This window comes from Leucobacter albus, assembly GCF_039528015.1.
Classification (GTDB): domain Bacteria; phylum Actinomycetota; class Actinomycetes; order Actinomycetales; family Microbacteriaceae; genus Leucobacter; species Leucobacter albus.
Window position 1 is genome coordinate 90,314 of the sequence record NZ_BAAAKZ010000017.1, and the last position, 22,589, is coordinate 112,902.

Below are 22,589 nucleotides of genomic sequence, written 5' to 3' on the forward strand. Positions count from 1 at the left end.
AATGGATGCTGTTATGTCGAACCCCGAAGGCCAAAGCCCCCGCATCGAGTTCCCAGAGGAGCTCCCGGTCTCGCAGATGCGAGACGAGATCGCAGCCGCAATTCGCGACCACCAGGTCGTGATCGTCGCGGGCGAAACCGGCTCGGGCAAGACCACCCAGCTGCCGAAGATTGCGCTCTCGCTCGGGCGCGAGAAGATCGCGCACACGCAGCCGCGCAGAATCGCGGCACGCACCATCGCCGAGCGCATCGCCGAAGAGACGGGCACGGAGCTCGGGGGCCTCGTCGGCTACCAGGTCAGGTTCACAGACCAGGCGTCGAAAGACACGAAGATCCGCCTGATGACCGACGGCATCTTGCTGAACGCGATCCACCGCGACCGCGACCTCAAGGCCTACGACACGATCATCATCGATGAGGCGCACGAGCGCTCGCTGAACATCGACTTTTTGCTCGGGTACCTGCGCACGCTCCTGCCGCGCCGCCCAGATCTCAAGGTGATCATCACCTCGGCGACGATCGACCCCGAGTCGTTCGCGAAGCATTTTGCCGATCACAAGACCGGCGAGCCAGCACCGATCATTGAGGTGTCGGGGCGCACGTATCCCGTCGAGATCAGGTATCGCCCGCTCGTCGAGGAGCGCGAGGTCATCGATCCGAAGACCAAGCAGCCGAAGACGCGCAAGATCGAGCGCGATATGTTCGACGCGATCGGCGAGGCCGTCGACGAGCTCGGGCGCGAGTCGCGCGGCGACGTGCTCGTGTTCCTCTCGGGCGAGGCCGAGATTCGCGACGCCGCCGACGCACTCCAGGGTCGGGTGCAGCGCGGTGGGCCAGCGAACCGCACCGAGATTCTTCCCCTCTATGGCAGGCTGTCGGCCGCCGAGCAGCACCGGGTGTTCGAGCGCCGCAGCGGCCAGAATGCGGGCGCACGGCGCATCGTGCTCGCCACGAATGTCGCCGAGACGTCGCTCACGGTCCCGGGGATCCGCTACGTCATCGACGCGGGCACCGCGCGCATCTCGCGCTACTCGGCGAAGAGCAAGGTGCAGCGCCTGCCCATCGAGGCGATCTCGCAGGCGAGCGCGAACCAGCGCTCCGGCCGCTCGGGGCGCACGAGCGAGGGCATCGCGATCAGGCTCTACAGCGAGGAAGACTTCGAGTCGCGGCCCGCGTTCACCGAGCCCGAGATCAGACGCACGGGGCTCGCGAGCGTCATTCTGCAGATGCTGTCGCTCGGTCTCGGCGATATCGCCGGGTTCCCGTTTCTCACTCCCCCAGATCAGCGCGGCATTCGCGACGGCCTCGGCCTGCTCGAGGAGCTCGGCGCGGTGCGGCCGGTGGGGCGCGGCGCGGCGAAGCGCGATGCGGCAAAGCGCGGCGGATCGGGCCGCGACGGCTCACAGGCCGACGCGCAGGACCAGCGGGGCGGATCGGCGCAGGGCGGAACGGCGCAGGCGCAGCCAGCGGCGGCCGCTGCCGGCACCTCCGGCGCGACCCACCAGATCACAAAGACGGGCCGCGAGCTCGCGCGCCTGCCGATTGAGCCGCGCTTTGCGCGCATGGTCATCGAGGCGCGCAGGCACGAGGTCGCGCCGGAGGTGCTCGCGATCGTCGCGGGCCTCACGATTCAGGACGTGCGCGAGCGGCCCGTCGCCGAGCGCGCGCAGGCAGATCAGTTCCACGCTAGGTTCAACGACCCGCTCGGTGACCTCATGACCCTGCTCAACCTTTGGAACCACCTGCAGAAGCAGCAGGCCGAGCTCTCGTCGAGCGCGTTCCGCAGGCTCTGCAAGAAGGAGTTTCTGAACTTCTTGCGCGTGCGCGAGTGGATGGATCTCGTGCGCCAGCTGTCAAAGGCTGCCGGCGTCAAGGGGCAGGTGCGCGAGGCGACGGGTGGCTCGGCGGAGCTCATTCACCGCTCGGTGCTCTCGGGCCTCTTGTCGCAGCTCGGTGCGCGCGACGACCGGCAGGATCGCGCAACCCCCGGCCGCGGCGGGCGCGACGTGCCAGGCGCGGTGAAACGCAAGCCGGCGCAGGAGTACCTCGGTTCGCGCGGCACCCGGTTCGTGCTGTACCCGGGCTCGGTGCTCGCGAAGAAGCCGCCCGAGGTCGTGATGAGCGTCGAGCTCGTCGAGACGAGCAGGCTATTTGCCCGGTCGAACGCGCAGGTCGACCCCGAGTGGGCCGAGGAGCTCGCGGGGCCCCTCGCGAAGCGGCAGCTCTCGGAGCCGCGCTGGGAGCGCAAGCAGGGCGCCGCGGTCGCGACCGAGCGCGTCACGCTCTATGGCGTGCCGATCGTCACTGGCCGCCGCGTGCAGCTTTCGCGCTTTGACCCGGTCGAGGCGCGCGAGCTGTTCATCAGGCACGCGCTCGTCGACGGCGACTGGGATTCGCCGCAGGCCTTCGACCGCGCGAACACCCAGCTCAGGCGCGAGCTCGTGCAGCTCGAGGAGCGCACCCGCCGCCGCGACATTCTCGACGGCGACGAGGCGGTGTTCGAGTTCTACGACGCCCGCATTCCCAAGGGTGTCGCGAGCACGCGCGACTTCGAGGGCTGGTGGAAGAAGAAGCGCTCGGAGGACCCGCAGTACCTGCACCTCAAGCGCGAAGACCTGCTCGAAGAAGAGACCGTCGACATCGACGAGACCGTCTACCCGCGGCAGTGGCAGCACGGCGATCAGTCGCTGAAGCTGAAGTATCGCTTCGACCCGACGAGCGAAGACGACGGCGTGACCGTGAACGTGCCGCTGCCGCTGCTCCCCCGCCTCGCTCAGGGCGACTTCGAGAAGCTCGTGCCAGGCATGCGCGAGGAGCTCGTGACGGCGCTCATCAAGACGCTGCCGAAGGCGATCCGCAAACACGTGGTACCCGCCGCCGACTGGGCGCGCACGCTGCTCGGCGCCGTCGGCCCGAAGCTCGAGGGCGGCGGCGCTGATGGAGCGGGCGCGGGTGGCACGGCCGGGAGCAGCACCGACGCGTCGCTCACACAGCTGCTCGCAGACGAGATTCGCCGCCGCACGAGCCAGCAGGTCACGGCGAGCGATTTCGACCCGTCCAGGCTCCCGGCGCACCTCACCCCGACGTTCCGCGTGATCGATGCGCGTGGCCGCACCGTGGGTGCAGGCAAAGATCTCGCAGAGCTGCAGTCGAAGCACAAGGAGCAGGCCACGAAGGGTGTCGCCAGGGTTGCGCAGGCGGCGCTGCCGAAGAGCGAGCTTGAGCGCACCGGCGCGACGACCTGGGATTTCGGGGATCTCCCCAAGCACGTCGATTCGAGCTACGCGAAGGGCCGCTCGGGCAGCGCCGGCGTGGTGCGCGCATACCCCGCAATTGTGGATCGGCGCACGAGCGTCGACCTCGGGCTCGTCGCCGATGAGGCCGAGCAGCAGCGGGCGTCGCGTCGCGGGATCCGCCGGCTCGTGGTGCTCTCGAGCCCGTCGCCCGCGAGCTACGTGCGCGACCACCTCTCGAACCAAGAGAAGCTGCTGCTGGGCGCTGGCCCGTACCGCTCGCTCGACACCGCGATCGCTGACGTGTCGCTCGCGGTCGCCGATCGCGTCATCCGCCGCCACGCCCCCGACGGGCTCGTGTGGCGCGCAGCCGACTTTGAGGCGATCGCGAATGACTACGCGCGCAGCCTCATCGACGAGATCTACGGCACAATCGCGCTCACCGCGAAGGTGCTCGACGGGGCACGCCTGGCCAAGAAAGCAATCGACAAGGCGAAGTCGCTGCAGGTGCTCGGGCAGGTCGCCGACGCAGCGAAGCAGCTCGACGGTCTCGTCTACGACGGCTTCGTCTCGCGCACCGGCGCGGCGCAGCTCGAACGCCTCCCCGTCTACCTCGAGGCGCTGAAGCTGCGCATGGAGGCGCTGCCGGCAAACCCCGGGCGCGACCGGGCCTGGCAGAACGACGTGGATCGCGCGCTCGTGCTCTTCGCCGACGCGGGCGGCAAGATTCCGCTTCCCGTCGATGCTCCCCCGCACCTCGAACGCACCCGTTGGCTCATCGAGGAGTTTCGCGTCAGCCTGTTCGCGCAGCAGCTGCGCGCGGCCGAGGCGGTCTCGCTCCCGCGCATCCAGAAGGCGCTCGCGGGGTAGCGCGCCCGGCGCGCTTACCGCGCCTCCCGCGCCTACTGCGCCTACCGCGCGGGAACGAGGAGACGGATGAAGCGCACCCGCCGATCTGCCAGGTAGGCGACCTCGACCGCGACGCCCGGCACGAACCTGGGCATGTCACCGAGATTGATGCGGGTGCGGGTCACCGCGCGAAACGTCGCTTCGGGCGTGACCACGTCGATCGTGAGATCGGCGGCAGCCGACCCGGCCTCGCTGACGTCGGTCGCAGCGATCTCGACGAGCTCGCCAGATGCACGCGGCGCGCCGCGAAACTCCCAGTCGAGGTGGCTGCTGCCGGTGAATCTCCAGATCGCAGCGACGACGAGCCCGCCGAACACGGGCACGAACACCGGCGCGGGAGACGACCACGGGTGCTCGGCCGTCGCCGTGGCAACGAAAGCCAAGGCAGTCGCACAGCCGAGCACGACGAGCGCGCCCCATCTGATGAGGTCGCGCGTTCGCCTAGTCATCAGCCCCGCTCTCATGGTCATGCCCCAGGCCCCGCGCCCGCTCCAAGCCCCGCGCCCGCCCCTGGGCCGCGAGCCATGTCTCGTAGCGCTCGCTCACGCGTGCCGCGATGCGGTCGTAGCTCACCCAGCTGTCTGGCACGTGGTAGATCGTCTCGCCGGTGTCCCAGAACTCGTCGGCGTAGTCGTCGAGGTAGGAGCCCTCGTCGGCGTCGTAGTAGGCCTCGGCGAACCGGCCGCCGCGCTGGCTGAAGAGCTCGCCCGAGAGCACGCCGTCGCACGCGGTGCGGATCGCGGTGCCCGGCGTGATGGTTCGCGCGCGAAGCGCGGTGACGGTGTCACCCAGGCCGACCTCGTGCTCGGTGGCCAGCAGCCCCGCCTGCGCCGCCCACGCAAGAAACATGCCCATATGGGTCGCGCCGGCCGAGGCCGGCACGTCGGCCGGGAAGTCGCCCCCGGTGTGCCACCTCACGTCGTCAAGCTTCGCCACGTGCCCTCCTCACACTCCATGCTGCTCAGCGATGGCCACACCCGGGTGAACGGAGGGCGAGCACTCGGTGAATTCTGTGCGCGCTGCCCGTGCCAAGCAGATCCCCCGCAGCGCCACGCGCACGAGTCTGCGCAGGGCAACTGCCAGCGGGCGCTCAACCGCCCCAGACGGGCTCTCGATGCCCCCAAATATTCGCCGTGCCAAAACGGCACAGTCTGTCGAATTGCGTGCCACAACGGCACTAGAATCGCCTGATGGGCATTTACCGTGAGCTCGCACGTAACGAGGGCGTTTTCCGTATCCTTTTCTCGCAGCTCACAGCTCGATTTCCGTTTGGAATGCTCTCGATTATCGTGCTGCTGCACATGCAGCAGCAGTTCGGCGAATACACTGCGGCCGGCATCGTGCTCGCGACCCAGAGCATCGGTCAGGCGATCTCGGGCCCGCTGTCGAGCCGTCTCATGGGCAAGTTTGGCATGCGCCGCGTGCTGTGGGTCACCTCGGTGCTCTGCACCGGCTTCATCATCGTGATCGCGTTCGTGCACCTGCCGCTCGCGATTACGGCGATGATCTCGTTCTCAATCGGCCTCACGACGCCCCCGATCACCCCCGCGGTGCGCACGCTCTACCCCCGTCTCGTGCCCGGTAAGCAGATCTCGGCGCTGTTCTCGCTCGACGCTGCGGCGCAGGAGCTCATCTGGGTGCTCGGCCCGGTGATCGCGGTGTTCATCGCCGCGCAGTTCGGCACGGCCGTTGGCCTCACCGTCGCCGCGGCCTTCATGCTCGGCGGCGGCGCGTGGTTTATTCTCAGCCGCCCGGTTGGCGTCGTGAAGATTCCGCCATCGAAGGCGAGCCTCGGCGCGGTGCTCAAGCGCCCGACGGTGATCATTGCAACGGTCATCGGGTTCTTCTTCGTCGCGTCGTTCGCCGCGATCGAGGCCGGCATCGTGCGTGCCTTCGCGCCCGAGGGCGGCGGCGGCCACTCGAGCATCGAATCGGGCATCGTGCTCGCGGTGTTCGCCGGCGGGTCGCTCGTCGGCGGCCTGATCATCGGCCACCGGGCGCTGCGCCCGTGGTCGCTCGCGCTGCGCATCGGCGTCGTGCTCGTCGGCACGCTCGCCTGCCTCGTGAGCCTGAACATCTGGTGGCTCTCGATCGTGCTGTTCATTGGCGGCCTCGGCACCGCCCCGACGTTCGCTGGTATCTCGAGCATGATCGGATCGACCATCAAGTTCTCGGAGACCGCCGAGGCGTTCGGTTGGATCGGCACGGGCCAGCTCGTTGGCGTCGCAACCGGCTCCGCGATCGCCGGCGTCGCGATCGACGCGATGGGCGCTCAGGGCGCGATCATTGTGTCGAGCGGGCTCATTCTCATCGCCGGCATCATCGCCGCGCTCACGACCAAGTGGGTCCCCGACCTCAAGGATCGCGACATTGAGCAGCCGCCCGAGACCGGCACCATCACGCTCCCGCTTCCATAACGTTCGCGCGCGAGGTCTTCCCGCGGTCGCGCTGCGGCGCTATCGTTTCGACATGAGACTCAAGCGATTGACCGCGGGCGCTGCGGCCGCCGTGCTGATCTTCACGCTGGCAGGCTGCTCGGCGCCGGCTGACGGGTCGGCTGGCACCGATGCGGCGGGCATGGATGCGGCTGGCGCAGAGGCGGTCGGCCCCGCGGTCGCTTCGCCGGAGGCCAGGCTCGATGAGACCGGCGGCGACGCGTTCGCGCAGCCCGGCGACGCCCCGTATCCGAGCATGGTCGCCGAGGAGCAATCGGCGGCAGACCGCTCGATCGTGCGCACGGCGAGTATGCAGCTCACGGTGCCGTCTGCCCGCGATGCAGCGGCGGGCGTCGCGGTCATTGCCGGCGATCTCGGCGGATCCGTGACGTCGCAGTCGGTGTCGAGCGCCGGCGCATCGGCCCACACGGCCGACGTGAGCATTAGGGTGCCGACCGAGCGGCTCGAGGCCGCGATGACCAAGCTCGCCGAGCTCGGCGACGTAGTGTCGGAGCAGCGTTCAGCAGACGACGTCACCGAGGCGCACGTCGATCTTCAGGCCCGCGTCGCTGCGCTCACCGCCTCGGTTGAGCGGCTCACCGAACTGCTCAACGGCGCGGCAACGACGAGCGAGCTCATCGAGGCCGAGACCGCGCTCTCGGCACGCCAGCAGGAGCTTGACGGGCTGCGCGCGCAGCTCGAATCGCTCGAATCGTCGGTCGAGCAGGCAACGATCTGGGTGTCGCTCAGCGAGCCGAGCGCGCTGCCGGGCGGCGGGCCCCAGACGTTCTGGGAGGCCCTGCAGGCGGGCGTCGCGTCGATCGGCGGCTTCTTCGCAGCCGCGTTCATCGCGTTCGGGGTCGCGCTTCCGTGGATCGCGCTCGCAGCGATCGTCGTGCTCGCGATTGCGCTCCCGCTGCGCGCCCGAAAGCGGCGCGCCCGGCGGGCCGCCTCCCCTGAGAATGCGCTGAGCACAAAACCTGCGGAATCAGTTGCAGAAGCCGAGCAGCCCTAGCGATCCGGGCATTCTGCCCCGCTGAACGCCAGCCGAAAAGGCCGTCGGCGAGGCGCTAGTGATCCGCCTCAGGGTGTGAAAGACTAGCTTCATCCAGTCACCGACGAAGTCACTAAGGAGTGAGTCAACTATGGGCACCTTCGCCGTCATTAACCCGGCTACGGGCGAGAAGCTCGCAGAGTACCCGGACGCGACCGCTGCCGACATCGAAGCGGCGCTCGCTTCGACGCAGCAGACCTACCAGGAGTGGTCGCGTAAGACCACCGTTGCCGAGCGCGCTGCGCTCGCGAAGCGCGCCGCTGAGCTCTTTGACGAGCGCAAGGACGAGCTCGGCGCGATCATCAACCGCGAGATGGGCAAGCCCCTCGACCAGTCGATTGGCGAGGCTGAGTTCTCTGGCGCGATCACCGCTGCGTTCGCAGACAACGCTGAGAAGTGGCTCGCAGACGAGCCCCTCGAGGTCGAAGACGGTCTGAAGACCTTCTTCCGTTTCCAGGGCACCGGCGTGATTCTCGGCATCATGCCGTGGAACTACCCCTACTACCAGGTCGCTCGCTTCGCGGTGCCGAACCTCATTCTCGGCAACACCATCGTGCTCAAGCACGCCGCGCAGTGCCCCGAGTCGGCCCTCGCACTCGAACAGCTCTTCCTCGACGCTGGCTTCCCGAAGGGCGCCTACGTCAACGTCTTCGCGACGCACGACCAGGTCTCGGACATCATCGCCGACGACCGCGTGCAGGGCGTCTCGCTCACCGGCTCGGAGCGCGCAGGCGCGATCGTCGCCGAGCAGGCCGGCCGCGCGCTGAAGAAGTGCGTGCTCGAGCTCGGCGGCTCCGACGTCTTCCTCGTGCTCGACTCGGCAGACCTCGACCACGCGGTCGAGCACGCTGTCGGCGGCCGCATGGAGAACACCGGCCAGGCGTGCAACGGCTCGAAGCGCATCGTTGTGATGGACAAGTACTTCGACGAGTTCTCGGAGAAGTTCCAGGCCGCGATCGCGGGCCAGTCGTACACCGACGGCGACTTCGGCCCGATGTCGTCTGACGCAGCGACGAAGACCCTTGCCGCTCAGGTGCAGGGCGCAATCGACCAGGGCGCTGAGGTTGTCGTTGGCAACAACACCCCTGAGGGCAACGTCTACACCCCGTCGATCATCACGAACATCACCCCGGCGATGGACGTCTACAGCCAGGAGCTCTTCGGCCCCGTCGCGCAGCTCTACAAGGTGTCGAGCGACGAAGAGGCGATCCAGCTCGCCAACTCCTCGCCGTACGGCCTCGGCTCCGTCATCATCTGCGACGACCTCGATCGCGCCGAGCAGGTCGGCAACCAGCTCGACGTCGGCATGGTCTTCATCGGTGGCGCAGGCCTCGAGGGCGCTGACGTGCCCTTCGGCGGCGTCAAGAAGTCGGGCTACGGGCGCGAGCTCGGCAAGGTCGGCATGCTCGAATTCGCGAACAAGAAGCTGTTCCGCTACGCGGGCTAGTCACTCGTCGCGCGACACGCGCACGCACTGAGGGGTGTGGATCCGATAGCGGATCCACACCCCTCAGTGCTGTACTGGCGCCGCGCGCCCGACTAGCCGTCGAGCAGCTTCAGCTGCAGCATCGCCTCGAACCGGTCATCGGCGCTGTCGAGGTCGATGCCGCTGATCTCGACCGCTCGGCGCAGGCGATAGCGAAACGTGTTCGGGTGCACGTACAGCGTCTCGGCGGCCTTCGCGACGTCGCCGAAGTGATCAAACCACGCCCGCAGGGTGTCGACGAGGTGGCCTCGCTGGTGAGAATCGTGGTCGAGCAGCACCGACACCGGGCCAGTGAACTCCTCGCCCCGCACCGCGATGAGGTCGCGCAGCTCGAGCATCAGCACGGCAGCGTGCACATCGGTCAAGCGCGCGACCCGCGAGCGCCGCGCCGTGCGTTGCGCAGCAGGCGGGGTATTGGCCCCGGGCGCCTGCCCGGTCGCCCGGCTCTCGGCGCGCTCCCCCGGCGCTGGCTCGAGCAGCACACGCAGCACTCGCCTCGCAGACGATCTCGAGCGCGAAATGCCTCCGACATCGTGCGCGGGCGGGCCCACGGCAATGACCGCAGACATGCGCCCGCCGACGCGCTCGAGAAAATCCTCCATTGTTCGCACCGCGTGCTCGCCCGCGGGGTCGTTCGGTTCTGGCAAGATGCCGTAGGCGGTGTCGCCAAGCAGCGCGACCGCAGAGCCCGGCCGCATCGCCGACAGGTGCACCGCGAGGGCGTCGGTAAAGCGCTCGCGCTCGGCCATGAGTGCCTGATCGGCGCCGCCTGCCCCGTGGCTGTCGGTATCGGTAAGCACCGCGGCGATGACGCACACCGGCTGCCGCGCGAGGTTCAGCCGCGCAAGCGCGTCGCTCGCGCCCGGCCCGCCCTCGAGGGCCGTGCTCAGCAGCTCGGCTCGCAGTCGGCGCTGCACGTCGGCCCCGGCACGCACCCGCAGCAGGTGCAGCGCAACAAGCTTCGCGGCGTCGCGCAGCGTAATACGTCGCTCCTCGGTGAGCGGCCCATCCATCGCCGCCCAGATCGACCCGAGCACCTCGTCGCCCGCGCGCACGCCGATCGCCACACGCTGCGTCGACATGTCTGCCTCGGCCTCGATGCGGTCGATGACCACGGGCTCATCGCTGCGATACAGCGCCCGAAACACGCCGCGCTCGGTGAGGTGCTGCGTGTAGCGCTCGGGCACCCGCCTGCCGATGATGGTTTCGGCGCGGGCGGGATCCGCCTCCTCTTGCCTCCCGGAGAACGCGAGCACGCGCGACGAGCGATCCTCAATCGTCACCGGCGCATCGAGCAGCGACGAGATCGCGTTCGCAACCGCAAACAGGTCGCCCGAGGTGATACCGCCGAGCGAATCGACGTGCGTGTCACCAACGTCGTCTTCAGCGAGCAGTGAGCGCAGCATCGCCGCGAGCTGCGTCCAGGTAGCGCCCCGGGCGAGGCCGAGCACCACGATGCCGTGCTCGTCGGCGACCTGCCGAGCCTCGTCGCTCAGCTCAACGGGCGAGCGCACGACCACCGCGGCGATGGCGCGGTCGGCGAGACCGTGCAGCAAAGCGATGAGCTCGTCATCGCCGTGCACGGCAACGCCGAGCACCACGGCGTTCACCGGGTACACCGGCTCGTCGACGGGGTCGTAGATCACAACCCCGCCAACGTCGCGCTGCGCATCGATGCGACCGTGGGCGACCTCGAGCAGGGTGAGACCGAGATCGTCGAGCACCCGCCCGAGGCTGAACCTGGTGAATCTGGGTTCGTGCCGCTCGCTCATGAATGGAAGCATACCGCTAGCCCCCGACTGACTTTAGAGCGCGATCCACTCGACGCTCGTCGTAAACTCCTCGAGCAGCTCAGGGATCGGGGTGACGCCGAGCCCCGGGCCCGTCGGCACGGTGAGGTGGCCGTCTTCCATGACCCACGGCTCGGTGATGTCGGTCTTGTAGAAGCGACTGCTCGACGACACATCGCCTGGCAGAGTGAAGCCGGGAAGAGAGGCGAGCGCGATGTTCGCGGCGCGACCGATGCCCGACTCCAGCATGCCGCCGCACCACACCGGCACGCCGGCGGCGACCGCGATATCGTGAATCTTGCGCGCCTCGAGGTACCCGCCTACGCGGCCCGGTTTGATGTTGATGACGCTCGTGGCGCCGAGGCGGATTGCCGCCGACGCGGTCTGCGCCGACGTCACCGACTCGTCGAGGCAGATCGGGGTCTTGAGCATCTTCGCCAGGTCGGCGTGGCCAACGATGTCTTCTTCTTCGAGCGGCTGCTCGATGAGCAACAGGTCGAAGTCGTCGAGCTTCGCGAGGTGCCTCGCATCGCGCAGCGTGTAGGCGGTGTTCGCGTCGACCTGCAGCAGCACGTCGTCACCGAAGCGCTCGCGCACCGCGCGCACCGCCTCGATGTCCCAGCCGGGCTCGATCTTCAGCTTGATGCGCACGTAACCCTCGTCGATGTACCCACCAACGGCGTCGAGCAGCTCAGGGATCGAATCCATGATGCCGACCGAGACGCCGCACGGCACCCGCTCGTTCGCCGACCCGAGCTCGCGCCCGAACGAGCGCCCCTCGGCGCGCAACTCTGCGTCGAGCACGGCCGACTCAAGGGCGGCCTTCGCCATCGGGTGACCCTTAAACTTGTGCAGCGCGTGGCCGACGCCCGTCGCGTCGGTGACATTCGCGATCGCCGGAATGAAATAGCGCTTCATGATGTCGGCGGCGCCGTCGGTGTACTCGGGCGAGTACAGCGGGTCTCCGAGCGTGACGCACTCACCCCAGCCCTCGGCACCGTCGGTGACCGCCTTCACGAGCAGAATATCGCGCGCCGTCTGCGTGCTGAACGAGGTGCGAAACGGCGAGACAAGCGGCAGCCCAACTCGGCGCAGCTCAAAGCCCTCAATCTTCATCAGTCTTGTTCTCCTTCAGTTGATGCGTGTTGCAAGATGTACCCGGTGCCGCGCTGGAAGCCGACGATGCGGGCACCGCTGTTCAGGTGTTCGGTGAGTTCGGTGCGAACGGTGCTGCGCCACGCTTTGGCAGCGCCGGGGTCGGTACGCCGCAGGCCCTCGATATCGTCTGGCACGGCGACGGCCGCGACAAGAGAGCGCTGCTGAGCTGGGGCCGTTGCGGGCGCTGGGGCCTGCGCGCCCCCCGCCTCCGCGAGCGCGCAGGCGCGCGGCTCCCGGAGGTACCAGCGCACGAGTAGCCGGTCGGTGAGGTCGCCCGCGTTGATCGTGTCGGGCATTTCGCCATAGAAGTTCTCGAGGTACTCGACGGGCAGGGCGCCGAGCTTGTTGATGTTGAAGTTTGCGTTGCGCGACACGAGCGGGTCGAACGTCCACTCGATGATGTCGATGCCGCGCTCGAGCGCCCAGGCCCGCTGGTGCAGCTTGATCGCGTACCCGACCGACTTGCCGACGAGCCCCGGCACCACGCCGGTGATGTGGCTGTGCAGCGTCAACCGCTCCGGGCTTGAGTGCAGCCCGAGCGCGGCCCCGACAAGCTCGCCGTCGAGAAAAGCGCCGGCAATGTAGTTGCCCGTCTTTCCAAGAACGCGCATGATCTCTTTTGGCACGACCGGGTTGGCCGGGGTGCGGCCCCAGATGAGCGCGAGCAGATCGAGCACTTCAGATTCTTCGACACTGCCGTGCATCTCCCTCACGACAACCCCGGTGCGGGCTGCCGCGCGCTCGGCGTCGGCTACCGCCTGGGCGACGAGCGCCTCAGATTGCCGAGCGTCAGCCATCACGCCCCCGCTTCCGCGTCGTCGAGCAGCCCTCGAACGAGCTCGAGCAACAGCAGCGTGCGCGGCACAATCTCGCTGACAACCACGTGCTCCGATTCTGCGTGCGCGCCGCCGCCGACCGCGCCAAGACCATCGAGGGTCGGCACACCGATACCCGCCGTGAAGTTGCCGTCGCTCGCGCCGCCAACCGCGACGCCGCTGAGCGGTGCAAGCCCGAGCCGCTCGGCAGCAGCCGCCGCCCGATCGAACAACCACGCCGACGCTGCTGCCTCGAGCGGCGGCCGGTTGACGCCGCCGCGCAGCTCGAGGCTCGCCCCCGCAAGCACGGGCTCGAGCCCAGTCATTGCGTTGTGCACCCGCGCCTGCTCGGCCGCGGTGCTGGCCCGCACGTCGATCTTGAACGATGCTCGCGCGGGCACCGTGTTGCTCGTGGTGCCAGACGCCGCCGCCGTCGGAGTCACCGTAGTGCCCGTCGACGGGTCACCGAGTGTCGCAACCGCCAGCAGCTGGTGGGCCAACTCGAGCGAGGCGTTCACGCCCTTCTCTGGTTCGAGGCCCGCGTGGGCTGCGACCCCGTGCGCCACGAGTTCGTAGAGCGACACTCCCTTGCGCTCCAGCTTGAGTGCCCCGCCGTCTGCCGAGGCCTCGAGCACGAGTGCCGCGCGGGCACCCCTCGCGGACTCTTCGATCAGTGCGCGCGAGCTCGGTGAGCCGACCTCTTCGTCACCGGTCACGAGCACCGTCACGCCGTCTCGGTCGTCGAGCGCTGCGACGGCATGCAGCGCCATCGCGAGCCCGGTCTTCATATCGAAACAGCCGGGGCCGGTGAGCACGCCGTCGCTCACCGCGAACGGCAGCCTGTCGAGGGTGCCTAGCGGCCAGACGGTGTCGTGGTGGGTGACAAGCACCACGCGAGGCGCACCGCCAAACTGCCACCGCAAATGCGAGACCCCCTCGATCGTGATGCGCTCGGGGCTGACCCCCAAGAGCTGCTCGCCGAGCTCTGCAGCAACGTCGGCCGAGGCACGAACTGCTGCGTGGTCGTCTGAGGGCGACTCGCAGACCACGAGTCGCCGGATTGTCTCGACGATGTCATCGAGGCGCACCTGGTTCGGTGTCATGTCGATGGACCTTTCTGTTTCCGCGCGGCTTGTGGCCGCTGCTGGATCGTGCTGGGGTGTCTGTTAGCGGCGCTGGCCGCGAAGCCCGCGACCGGGGTATGCATCGGCGACAATGTCTTCATCACGAACGACGAACTCGCCCGCGACGAGCACGTGCGTGATGCCGACCGACGGCCTGGTGCTGTCGAGATAGGTCGCTTGGTCGGTGACCCGCTCGGGGTCGATGACGATGACATCGGCGTCTGCGCCGACGGCGAGGTGGCCCTTCGCGGCAAATGCCGGCGTCGTCGCGTCCATGACGCGCGCCGGGAGATAGCTGCACCGCCGAAACGCCTCGACCCAGTTCCAGGCACCGCGCTCCCGAACCATCATGCGCAGCGAACGCGCGTAGGTGCCCGAGGTGCGCGGGTGGGTCATGCCGCCCTCCGGCAGCGGCCACTCCCGGGTGTCAACGCTGCCGTCTGGCCACGTGACGTGCATCGCGTCTGAGGCGACGATGCCGTCGTCGAAGGCGAGCGCGCTCTCGAGCAGCGCCCGGTCGCCCGGGTCGCTGTCGTTCAAGAACTCCACGATGCACGCGGCGCCCGGGTCGGTCGCCCGCACGTGGCGCAGGTGCGCCTCATCGCGAATGCGCTCGCCTGTGTTGACGATCACGATGCTGCTCGGCGTAATGCCCCACACTGGGAGCCGCTCTGGCGCGAGGAAGGCCGCTCCGATGCCCGTGCTCCCCGCCCCGTACGGGTAGGTCTCAACCGTGATCGTTGCCCCGCCGTTGCGGGCCCGCTCGATCACGCCGAGCGTGCGGTCGATGTGTCGGCGCGAGGTGCTGTTGACGTGGCAGTGGTGCACCTGGCCGCCAAACTCCATAGCGGCCCGAGCCGCCTCTTCGGTGCCGTCGACCGGGGTGGTTGCGTCGGCCTCGACGATCTCGCGCACGTGGGTGAACGTCGGTACCCCCGCCCGCGCGGCGAGTTCGTTCACCGCGAGATACTCGGCCGGGTCAGTGCGGGGCGCGTAGCCCTGCAGAATGCCGATGCCGAGGGCGCCGTCGCCGAGCTCGCTCTCGAGCCGACCGAGCCACTGGCCGAGCTGCTTGGGGGTGGAGTCGGCCTGCCAGGCGGGGTCGGAGAGAATCGACAGGCTCCCCACGAAATCGGCGTCGGCCGGCCTGCCAGACAGCACCTCGGCCCGTGCCATGCCCCACGACGCCGAGAACCCGAAGTTGATGGGTCGCCCCTCTCGCATCGCCCGGTCGTAGGCGATTTCGACGGGCAGCAGCCCCGCCTCGAGTTCGAGCGCGGTCGTAACCCCGTCGCGCGCCTGCAGCCGCTGGCCGGCGATCGAGTTGACGTGGCTGTGCAGGTCGACAAACCCGGGCCCGACGATCTTGCCCGTGGCATCGATGATCTCGGCTTCGGCCGTCACCTCGGGCGCCAGGTCGTTGCCGATGGCCGCGACCCGACCGCCATCGATGAGCACATCTGCAACCGTTTCCGTGCCAGCGGCCGGGTCGACGACCCTGCCGCCGCGCAAGAGCACCCGCGCCATCAGGCGGCGCTCCCAGCGGTCTCGAGCTTGCGTAGGCAGCGGATATCGGCGTAGGCGCAGGGCCGCCCGTCAACGAGGGTGAATGCGATCTGGCTCCACGGCGAGAGCGCGTCTGGGCGTGCGGCGAAGCGGTTCGGGCCGTCGCCCGGCAGCAGCTCGACCGTCTCTGCCCCTGGGTCGTTGGGATCGAGCAGCCGCTTAATGCGCGCGTGCACCGCCCCGTCGTCTGCCCTGAACACGTCGAGCGAGGTGCTCACATCGGCGTACTCACCCAGCCACTCGTCGCCGAGCACCGCGGTGCTCGCGGGGCCCGTCGGGTGCGGCTCGGCGCTCGGCTCGATGCCGGCAAGGTCGCGGGCGAACGCCCCGAAGATCTCCGCGCCGGCAGCGGGCGCCTCTCCGCCGTTGCAGAACACCACGAAGACGAGGTTCTGCTCAGGGAGCACCTGCAACCAGGCCTTGTTGCCGATGGTCGTGCCCCCGTGCCAGAACACGCGATGCCCGCCCCACCGGTCGAGCATCCAGCCGAGACCCCATTCGGGGGCCGCGGCGTCGGCTGCGGGGTCGAGCGTCACGTGGGTGTCTGTCATCAGCGCGACCGACTCGGGGCTGAGGAGCGACACTCCCCCGGCGCCGGCGCCCTGCCGCAGAAACGCTGCGCCGAAGTCGAGCAGGTCGTCGACGCTGCTGCTGATGAGACCGGCCGGCCCCATCGAGCGTACAATCGACGACACGGGGGCGAGCACCCAGTCGCGCTGGCCCTTGCCCCGAACGTGCCCGTGCTGGGAACGGTGCGCGATGATGTCTTCTGGCAGCGTGAGAAAGCTCCGCAGGTCGAGCCGTGCGCTGATGCGCTGCTGCAGCGACGCGTCCCAGGTCTGGCCGTCGAGCAGTTCGATGATGCGCCCGAGCAGCACAAACCCAGAGTTGCAGTACGACCAGCCGGTATCGGGGGCGAACAGGGCCCGGGTCTCGCGCAGCACCGCGACGTATTTCTCGAGGCAGTCGTCGCCTCGGCCGGTGTCGGTGAACACGTCGCCATCGATGCCCGAGGTATGCGTCAGCAGGTGCCGCACCGTGATCTTCGACACATCGCTCTCCGGCAGTTCGAGGTCGGTGATGATCTGCGCGACCGGGGTGTCGAGGGTGAGCTTGCCCTCTTCGCACAGCTGCATGATCATCACGCTCGTCACGACCTTGGTGATCGAGCCGATCTGGCAGAGCGTGTCGCGCGTCGTTTCGACGCCCGTGCGAGTGTTGGTGACGCCGGTGCTGGCAGCGAAGCGCCGCACCGCACCGGTATTCGGATCGACCCAGAGCGCACCGGCGACAATGCCTGGCACGCTGTGCCTTCTGGCAGCCTCGGCAATGAGGTGCTCCCAGCGGGCGGAATCGAATGCGAGCGGGTGGGTTACATCGAGCATGAGCGTCTCCTCAGATCTGCAGTCATCAGCCGGTGGTGGTTCGGGTGGGCTGGGGTTCCGGCGCGCGCGGCGACGGAACCCCAGCGGGGCTACTCGTTAACGAGCGTGACACCCGTAACGTAGGTGTCCATGCCCGACGGCTGAATCACAGCCTTCACGCCGCGACCGTAGGTCACGTCGGGCCGCATCGCGAACGAGACGTAATCTGCCGAGGCGAACATCTCGGCCTCTGCGGCCTCCCAGCCGGCGCAAGCTTCCGCGCCAGTCGAGCCGGTGGTCTCGGCGACGAGCCGGTCAAACTCGGGGTTGCTCACCGCACCGAAATTGTTGCCACCTGTCGGCGCCGGGCCCGAGAAGAAGCTTGAGAGCACACTCGGCACCGGGTAGTTGGGCGCGATCCAAATCACGTCGAGCTCCGAGGCAGAGCCCTCCTTGCCAACGCGCTCCATGAACGCGCCGTAGTCGGTTCCCAGATGGTTCACACCCACTCCGATCTCGGCCCACTGGTCAGCGGCGAGCTCGGCCGTCGCTGCGTTCTCGGCCCAGCGCGTCTGCCAGGCGAAATCGAGCTCGAGCTTCTCCCCGTCTTTCGCGCGGATGCCGTCGGCTCCCTTCACCCAGCCCGCTTCGTCGAGCAGCTTCTCGGCGCCCGCAATATCGGTCTTCGGCAGGTTCGGCGTCGCGGCGTCGTACTGGCACACCTGCGGCGGGGTGACCGCGAGCCGCGTGGCGCGTTCGCCCCGGCCCGCGGTGTTCACCTTCATGAGCGCGTCAAGGTCGAGCGCCTTCGTCAGCGCGATGCGCACGTTCTTGTCTGCGGTCGGCTGCCCCTCGGCCTGCGAGTAAACGAAGCCGCCCGTGATGCCCATGATCTGGGTGTAGGGCTCGAGGGCGCTCGCGACGCGATCTTCGTCTGGCCCCGCGACCGTCGAGAGATTGAGCTCACCCGAGAGCAGCAGGTTGGCCCGCGTGCTCGCGTTCTCGATGACGCTGATAACAACCTCCTTGGGCACGCCGGGCGTCGCGCCGGTCGGCGCGCCCTCGGGCCCCCAGGTGTAGTCGTCGCGCCGCTCGAACGTGTAGTGGTCGCCGGGAACGGCCTCGGCGAGCTGGAACAGCCCCGTGCCGTTCGTCGCCGAGACCGTGCTGTCGGGGTCGTCGAGGGCGGCCTGGCAGTAGATCGGGTGTGTGCCGAGCGCCGTGAGCAGGAAGGAATTGGGGGTCGCGGTGGTGAGCGTGACGGATCGCTCGTCGTTCTCGACCTGCGCGTCTGCGGGCACGACGAGCCCAAGGAAGCTCGAGCCGTTCGCTGGGTCGGCGATCCACCGGTAGTTGTTCGCGACGGTCTCTGCGGTGAGCTTCGTGCCGTCGGAGCAGGTCGCGTCGTCGCGAATCGTGAAGGTTACCGAGGTCGGAGTGTCTTCCCACGACTCGGCAAGCCAGCCCTGTGGCTCCCCCTCGGGGTTAAAGTACACGGGCGACTCGTAGGCCCAGGGGTAGACGTAGCTGAGCGTTGCGCTGGAGTTGGCTGGCCTGAAGAGGCTGCCGGGGTCTTCGTTGATCGCGAACTTCAGCGTGCCGTCGATAACCGGCTCGCCCGAGCCGCCGGCTGCCCCTCCGCCACCGCTGCTGCACGCGCTGAGCGCGAGCGCACCGATGGCGGCAAGACCGACAATCGTGGTTGTCTTCATGTTGCGTTCCTTCGTTCAGGCTCAGAACACCATTGTCTGGGATATTTGCACACCCCACTTCGGTGTGGGGAACAAAATGCCTCCCCGCGTTGGTGCGTCTGAACAGTGTTGTGGTGGAGTTACAGGGTTGGGACCGCGGCGATGAGCTCACGGGTGTAGTCGTGCCGGGGGCTGTGCATCACGTCGAGGGTGTCGCCCACCTCGATGAGCTCCCCCTTGCGCATCACCGCGACACGGTCGCAGACAATGCGCACGACCGCGAGGTTGTGGCTGATGAAGAGCATCGAGAAGCCGAGCTCCCGCTGCAGCTTCTGCAGCAGATTCAGCACCGCGCCCTGCACCGACACATCGAGCGCAGACGTGATCTCGTCGGCGAGAATCACCGTCGGCTTCGCGGCAATTGCGCGCGCAACGGCGATCCGTTGACGCTGGCCACCCGAGAGCTGGGCCGGCATTCTGGCGGCCGTGTCTGCGGGCAAAGCGACGGCCTGCAGCAGGTGCCCAACCTCGTCGCGTCGGGCGCGGGGAGCGGGAATCGGGGTGCCCTCGCGCTTGTGGGCGGCGACCAGGGCCTCCTCGAGCGACTGCCCAATGGTGCGTCTGGGGTTGAAGCACGACTGCGGATCCTGAAAAATCATCTGCACCCGCCTCCGCTCGCGCAGGCGCTCACCGCGCGCGTGAGAGATCTCGGCGTCGCCAAGCAGCACGCGACCGCTCGACGGCTCGGAGAGCCCCACCGCGGCCCTGGCGAGCGTCGACTTGCCCGACCCAGACTCGCCGACCAGGCCGAGCACCTCGCCGGGCTGAAGCGTGAGATCGACGCCGTTCACCGCGGTGAAGGCGGTCGAACCGTGCCCGTAGGTAATGCTCACGCCCTCAAATGACAGCGTCGTGTTCATCGTGTTGGCCCCTCAAAGTCAAGCTGTCTGATGGCTTCGGTCGTCGGTACCAGCTCCTCGATCACCCCGATGGGCGAGGTTCCCGAGAAATCTGCGTCGTCTGGGATCGAAGCCATGGGCTCGCCGCGCGGCGAGTCCATCGTCGGCACGGTCGCCATGAGCGCACGCGTGTACGGGTGCGCGGCGTTGCCGGCGCGCAGATCGTCTGCAGTGATGTCTTCGACAAGCTTGCCCCTGTACATCACAATCACCCTGGTGCACAGCGATGTCACCACGGCGATGTCGTGCGACACGAACATGATCGCCGTCCCCTCGGCCTCGTTGATGCGCTTCAGCAGCTCGAGAATGCCGGCCTGCACCGTTACGTCGAGCGCCGTCGTCGGTTCGTCGGCGAGGATCAGCGACGGCGTTCCCATGAGACCGGCCGCGATCATCGCGCGCTGTCGCATTCCGCCCGAGTACTCGTGCGGGTACTGCCCGTACCGGCGCTCCGGGTCGGGAATGCGCACATCGGTGAGGCGCTCGATCGCGGCCGCTTTCGCGCCGGCCCGACTCATGTCGAGGTGCAGCAAGCCAGTCTCGGCCACCTGGTCACCCACGTGGATGGCCGGGTTCAGCGACGACATCGGGTCTTGGAATACCATCGCAAGGCGCTGCCCGAGATGGTGGTTCAACGAGGCTGGGTGGCCGTGCTCGCTCAGGGTGAGACTCTCGCCGTCGAAGTGGGCAGCAGCAGCGCTCACGTGCAGCGGCGCCTCGACGAGCCCGGCGACCGACATGAGGGTGAGGCTCTTGCCCGAGCCAGACTCGCCGACAACGCCCACAATCTCGCCGCGCGCGATGTCGAACGAGACCCCCTCGACGAGCGGCTTCAGCGTGCCGCCCGCCTGCGGAGCAGACACCCGCAGGTCGCGCACCGACAGCACCGTGTCGACCGCCGGCTGCGCGGCGCCGACGGCGCCAGCGGCACCTGCGTGGCGCTGCGCCTCGGCCCCCCTGCGGGTCGGCATTAGGCTCCGCAGGGCACGAGCCGACAGGCTGCGGGTGCCCTCTGGGGTCAGGGCCTTGCCGAGCACCTCACCCAGCAGCACAAACGTCAGCCCCGCGAGAATGATTGCGATGCCGGGAACGAGCGCCGCCGCCGGTGTGACGAAGATACGCGCGACGCCCTCGTTGAGCATTCGCCCCCAGTCGTACTGCGGCACCTGCACCCCAAGCCCCAGAAACGACAGGCCGGCGAACGACACGAGCGTGCCGCCCGCAGTGATGGCCGCGTTGACGATGAGCGGATCGCGCACGTTTGGCAGCACGTGCCGAAACACGATCACGCGCTTCGGAATGCCGAGCACGAGCGCGGCCGAAACGTAGTCGCGCCCCCACACCGACGCGGCGAGGTTGTGCGTGAGCCTGCCGTAGTTTGGCATCATCGCGATCGCAATCGCGAGGCTTGCGGCGACACCGCTCTGCCCGAGAATGACGGAGAAGGCGATCGCAAGCAGCAGGCCGGGGAAGGCGACGCCGATGTTGATGCCCGCGACGATCCAGCGACCAACCCGGCCGCCGAGCACGAGCGGGAGCAGGCCAACCAGCACGCCGCTCACGACGCCGACAGCTGTCGCCGCGAGCGCCATAGTGACCGACAGCCGCGCGGCCACGAGCGTGCGCAACAGAATATCGCGGCCGCTACCGTCGGTGCCAAACACGTGTTCGGGGCTCGGCGGCTGCGAGATCAGGGCAGTATTGGTCGCTGCCGCCTGTTCGCCCCAGAGCACGGGCCCGAAGATCGCGAGAAAGGCGAGCGCTGCGCAGGCGAGCACCGCGAGCACGCCAAGCGGGCTCCGAAGGGCGGCGAGCAGGCGTCGATTCGTAGTCATGATTTGTCCAATGCGGTACGCGGGTCAAGCAAGATCAGCGCGATGTCGATCACGAGGTTGATGAGCAGCACGACGGCTCCGTAGAAGATGATGATGCCCTGAACGAGCGGGTAGTCCTTGCCCTGAATCGATTGCACGATCACCCCGCCGAGGCCGGGCCACGCGAAGATGTTCTCGACGAGCACGGTGCCTGCAATCATGCTGCCGAGCAGCAGGCCCGAGATCGTGAGCGTCGAGGTCAGCAGGTTGGGCAGCACGTGCTTGCCGTACAGCCGAATCGCCGGCATACGCCGCGAGCGCGCGGTGCGAACATAATCCTGCTGCAGCACCGTCAGTGTCTCGGCCCGCACGATTCGGGTGAGCGACGCCGCCGGGCCGAGCGCAAGGGCCGTCACCGGCAAGACATAGGAGAGAAAGTCGCTGCGGCCGGCAACCGGAAACAGTTGGAGCGTCACAGCGAACAGGTAGACGAGCAAAATGCCGGCGAGAAACTCTGGGATGACAGCGAGCACCGCCGAGACCGATGTGAAGCCGACCTCGGTGCCGCGCCTGCGCCCGCCGCGAGTGAGGGCCCCGAAGGCGAGGCCAAGGCACACCGCGACAATCAGCGCGATCGCCACCGCGGCGAAGGCGATTTCGAGCGTGGCTGGCGCGCGTTGCACGATCACATCAATGACCGGCATGCGCGAGCTAATCGATTCGCCGAGGTTCCCAGTGAACAGCCCGGCCCAGAACGAGAGGTACTGCACGATCAGCGGCCGGTCGAGGCCAAGTTCAACCCGTCGCGCCTCGACGGCCTCGGGGGTTGCGGCCTCTCCGAGCGAGAGCCGCGCCGGGTCGCCCGGAATGAGCTGCACGAGCAAAAACGAGATTGTCACCAGCACGAACAGCGACACGACGAAATAGCCGCTGCGCCGAAGCAGGTACCCCGCCCAGGGGTTTCGCGCCCAGACCGACTCCTGCTGTCTCGCGACGGGGCGCGCCGTCACCTCGGGGTCCGCAGAAGTTGCTGACATGCGCTCTCCTCGTCGTTGGATCGTAGCTGCTCCCCCAGTATTGCGAACAACTAAATCGCGCCGCATTGTCTGCCACGCCAAGGGTCTTTGAAAAAAGCTGTCCGATTGCACAAAATCTGCGCGACCATTGTGTTTAGGCTTCGGAGTTGTGAGCA

At 68.1% G+C, this 22,589-nt stretch carries 16 protein-coding genes; 4 read left to right on the forward strand and 12 right to left on the reverse strand.

Translation table 11 applies throughout. From position 1 onward, the window contains the following. Positions 1–13 precede the first annotated feature (13 nt). A complete protein-coding gene (locus tag ABD115_RS15445; protein WP_343962506.1) occupies positions 14–4,102 on the forward strand; it encodes a DUF3418 domain-containing protein in 4,089 nt (1,362 codons plus the stop codon). Positions 4,103–4,143: 41 nt separating this feature from the next. Here the strand turns inward: ABD115_RS15445 and ABD115_RS15450 are convergent, their stop codons facing one another. Then, positions 4,144–4,590, reverse strand: a complete 447-nt coding sequence (locus ABD115_RS15450) for a hypothetical protein (protein WP_343962507.1) — start codon at positions 4,588–4,590, stop codon at positions 4,144–4,146. Next, a complete protein-coding gene (locus ABD115_RS15455; RefSeq protein ID WP_343962508.1) occupies positions 4,583–5,077 on the reverse strand; it encodes a DUF7832 domain-containing protein in 495 nt (164 codons plus the stop codon). The genes ABD115_RS15450 and ABD115_RS15455 overlap by 8 nt, the downstream gene beginning before the upstream one ends. Before the next feature lie 254 nt (positions 5,078–5,331). On the opposite strand from ABD115_RS15455, the gene ABD115_RS15460 reads away from it, so the two are divergent. The 3 genes from ABD115_RS15460 (at position 5,332) to ABD115_RS15470 (ending at position 9,077) form a co-directional block, all read left to right on the forward strand. Beyond that, positions 5,332–6,558, forward strand: coding sequence for an MFS transporter (locus ABD115_RS15460; protein WP_343962510.1), 1,227 nt, complete (start codon positions 5,332–5,334; stop codon positions 6,556–6,558). Between the two features lie 52 nt (positions 6,559–6,610). Further along, complete coding sequence (locus ABD115_RS15465) at positions 6,611–7,591, forward strand: DUF4349 domain-containing protein (protein WP_343962512.1); 981 nt, start codon at positions 6,611–6,613, stop codon at positions 7,589–7,591. A 130-nt stretch (positions 7,592–7,721) separates the two neighbouring features. Then, entirely contained in the window at positions 7,722–9,077 is a 1,356-nt protein-coding gene (locus ABD115_RS15470) for an NAD-dependent succinate-semialdehyde dehydrogenase (RefSeq protein WP_343962514.1), read from the forward strand. Positions 9,078–9,169: 92 nt separating this feature from the next. Here the strand turns inward: ABD115_RS15470 and ABD115_RS15475 are convergent, their stop codons facing one another. From ABD115_RS15475 to ABD115_RS15520, 10 genes are all read right to left on the reverse strand, one after another. Then, positions 9,170–10,888, reverse strand: coding sequence for a PucR family transcriptional regulator (locus ABD115_RS15475; protein WP_343962516.1), 1,719 nt, complete (start codon positions 10,886–10,888; stop codon positions 9,170–9,172). A gap of 33 nt (positions 10,889–10,921) precedes the next feature. Continuing rightward, complete coding sequence (gene menC, locus ABD115_RS15480; RefSeq protein WP_343962518.1) at positions 10,922–12,022, reverse strand: o-succinylbenzoate synthase; 1,101 nt, start codon at positions 12,020–12,022, stop codon at positions 10,922–10,924. Beyond that, positions 12,022–12,861 (reverse strand): GNAT family N-acetyltransferase, encoded by an 840-nt coding sequence (locus ABD115_RS15485; RefSeq protein ID WP_343962520.1) that lies wholly within the window; start codon positions 12,859–12,861, stop codon positions 12,022–12,024. Before ABD115_RS15485 ends, menC begins: the two co-directional genes overlap by 1 nt. Then, positions 12,861–13,982 (reverse strand): M20 family metallopeptidase, encoded by a 1,122-nt coding sequence (locus tag ABD115_RS15490; RefSeq protein WP_343962522.1) that lies wholly within the window; start codon positions 13,980–13,982, stop codon positions 12,861–12,863. The genes ABD115_RS15485 and ABD115_RS15490 overlap by 1 nt, the downstream gene beginning before the upstream one ends. A 63-nt stretch (positions 13,983–14,045) precedes the next feature. Then, on the reverse strand, positions 14,046–15,530 hold the full coding sequence (locus ABD115_RS15495; RefSeq protein ID WP_343962524.1) for an amidohydrolase family protein: 1,485 nt from the start codon (positions 15,528–15,530) through the stop codon (positions 14,046–14,048). After that, on the reverse strand, positions 15,530–16,954 hold the full coding sequence (locus ABD115_RS15500) for a serine hydrolase domain-containing protein (RefSeq protein ID WP_343962526.1): 1,425 nt from the start codon (positions 16,952–16,954) through the stop codon (positions 15,530–15,532). The genes ABD115_RS15495 and ABD115_RS15500 overlap by 1 nt, the downstream gene beginning before the upstream one ends. 89 nt (positions 16,955–17,043) lie before the next feature. Then, positions 17,044–18,645 (reverse strand): ABC transporter substrate-binding protein, encoded by a 1,602-nt coding sequence (locus ABD115_RS15505; protein ID WP_343962528.1) that lies wholly within the window; start codon positions 18,643–18,645, stop codon positions 17,044–17,046. 119 nt (positions 18,646–18,764) lie between these two features. Beyond that, positions 18,765–19,544, reverse strand: coding sequence for an ABC transporter ATP-binding protein (locus tag ABD115_RS15510; protein ID WP_343962530.1), 780 nt, complete (start codon positions 19,542–19,544; stop codon positions 18,765–18,767). Continuing rightward, on the reverse strand, positions 19,541–21,418 hold the full coding sequence (locus ABD115_RS15515) for a dipeptide/oligopeptide/nickel ABC transporter permease/ATP-binding protein (protein ID WP_343962532.1): 1,878 nt from the start codon (positions 21,416–21,418) through the stop codon (positions 19,541–19,543). Before ABD115_RS15515 ends, ABD115_RS15510 begins: the two co-directional genes overlap by 4 nt. Beyond that, positions 21,415–22,434 (reverse strand): ABC transporter permease, encoded by a 1,020-nt coding sequence (locus ABD115_RS15520; protein ID WP_343962534.1) that lies wholly within the window; start codon positions 22,432–22,434, stop codon positions 21,415–21,417. Before ABD115_RS15520 ends, ABD115_RS15515 begins: the two co-directional genes overlap by 4 nt. Between the last annotated feature and the right edge of the window lie 155 nt (positions 22,435–22,589).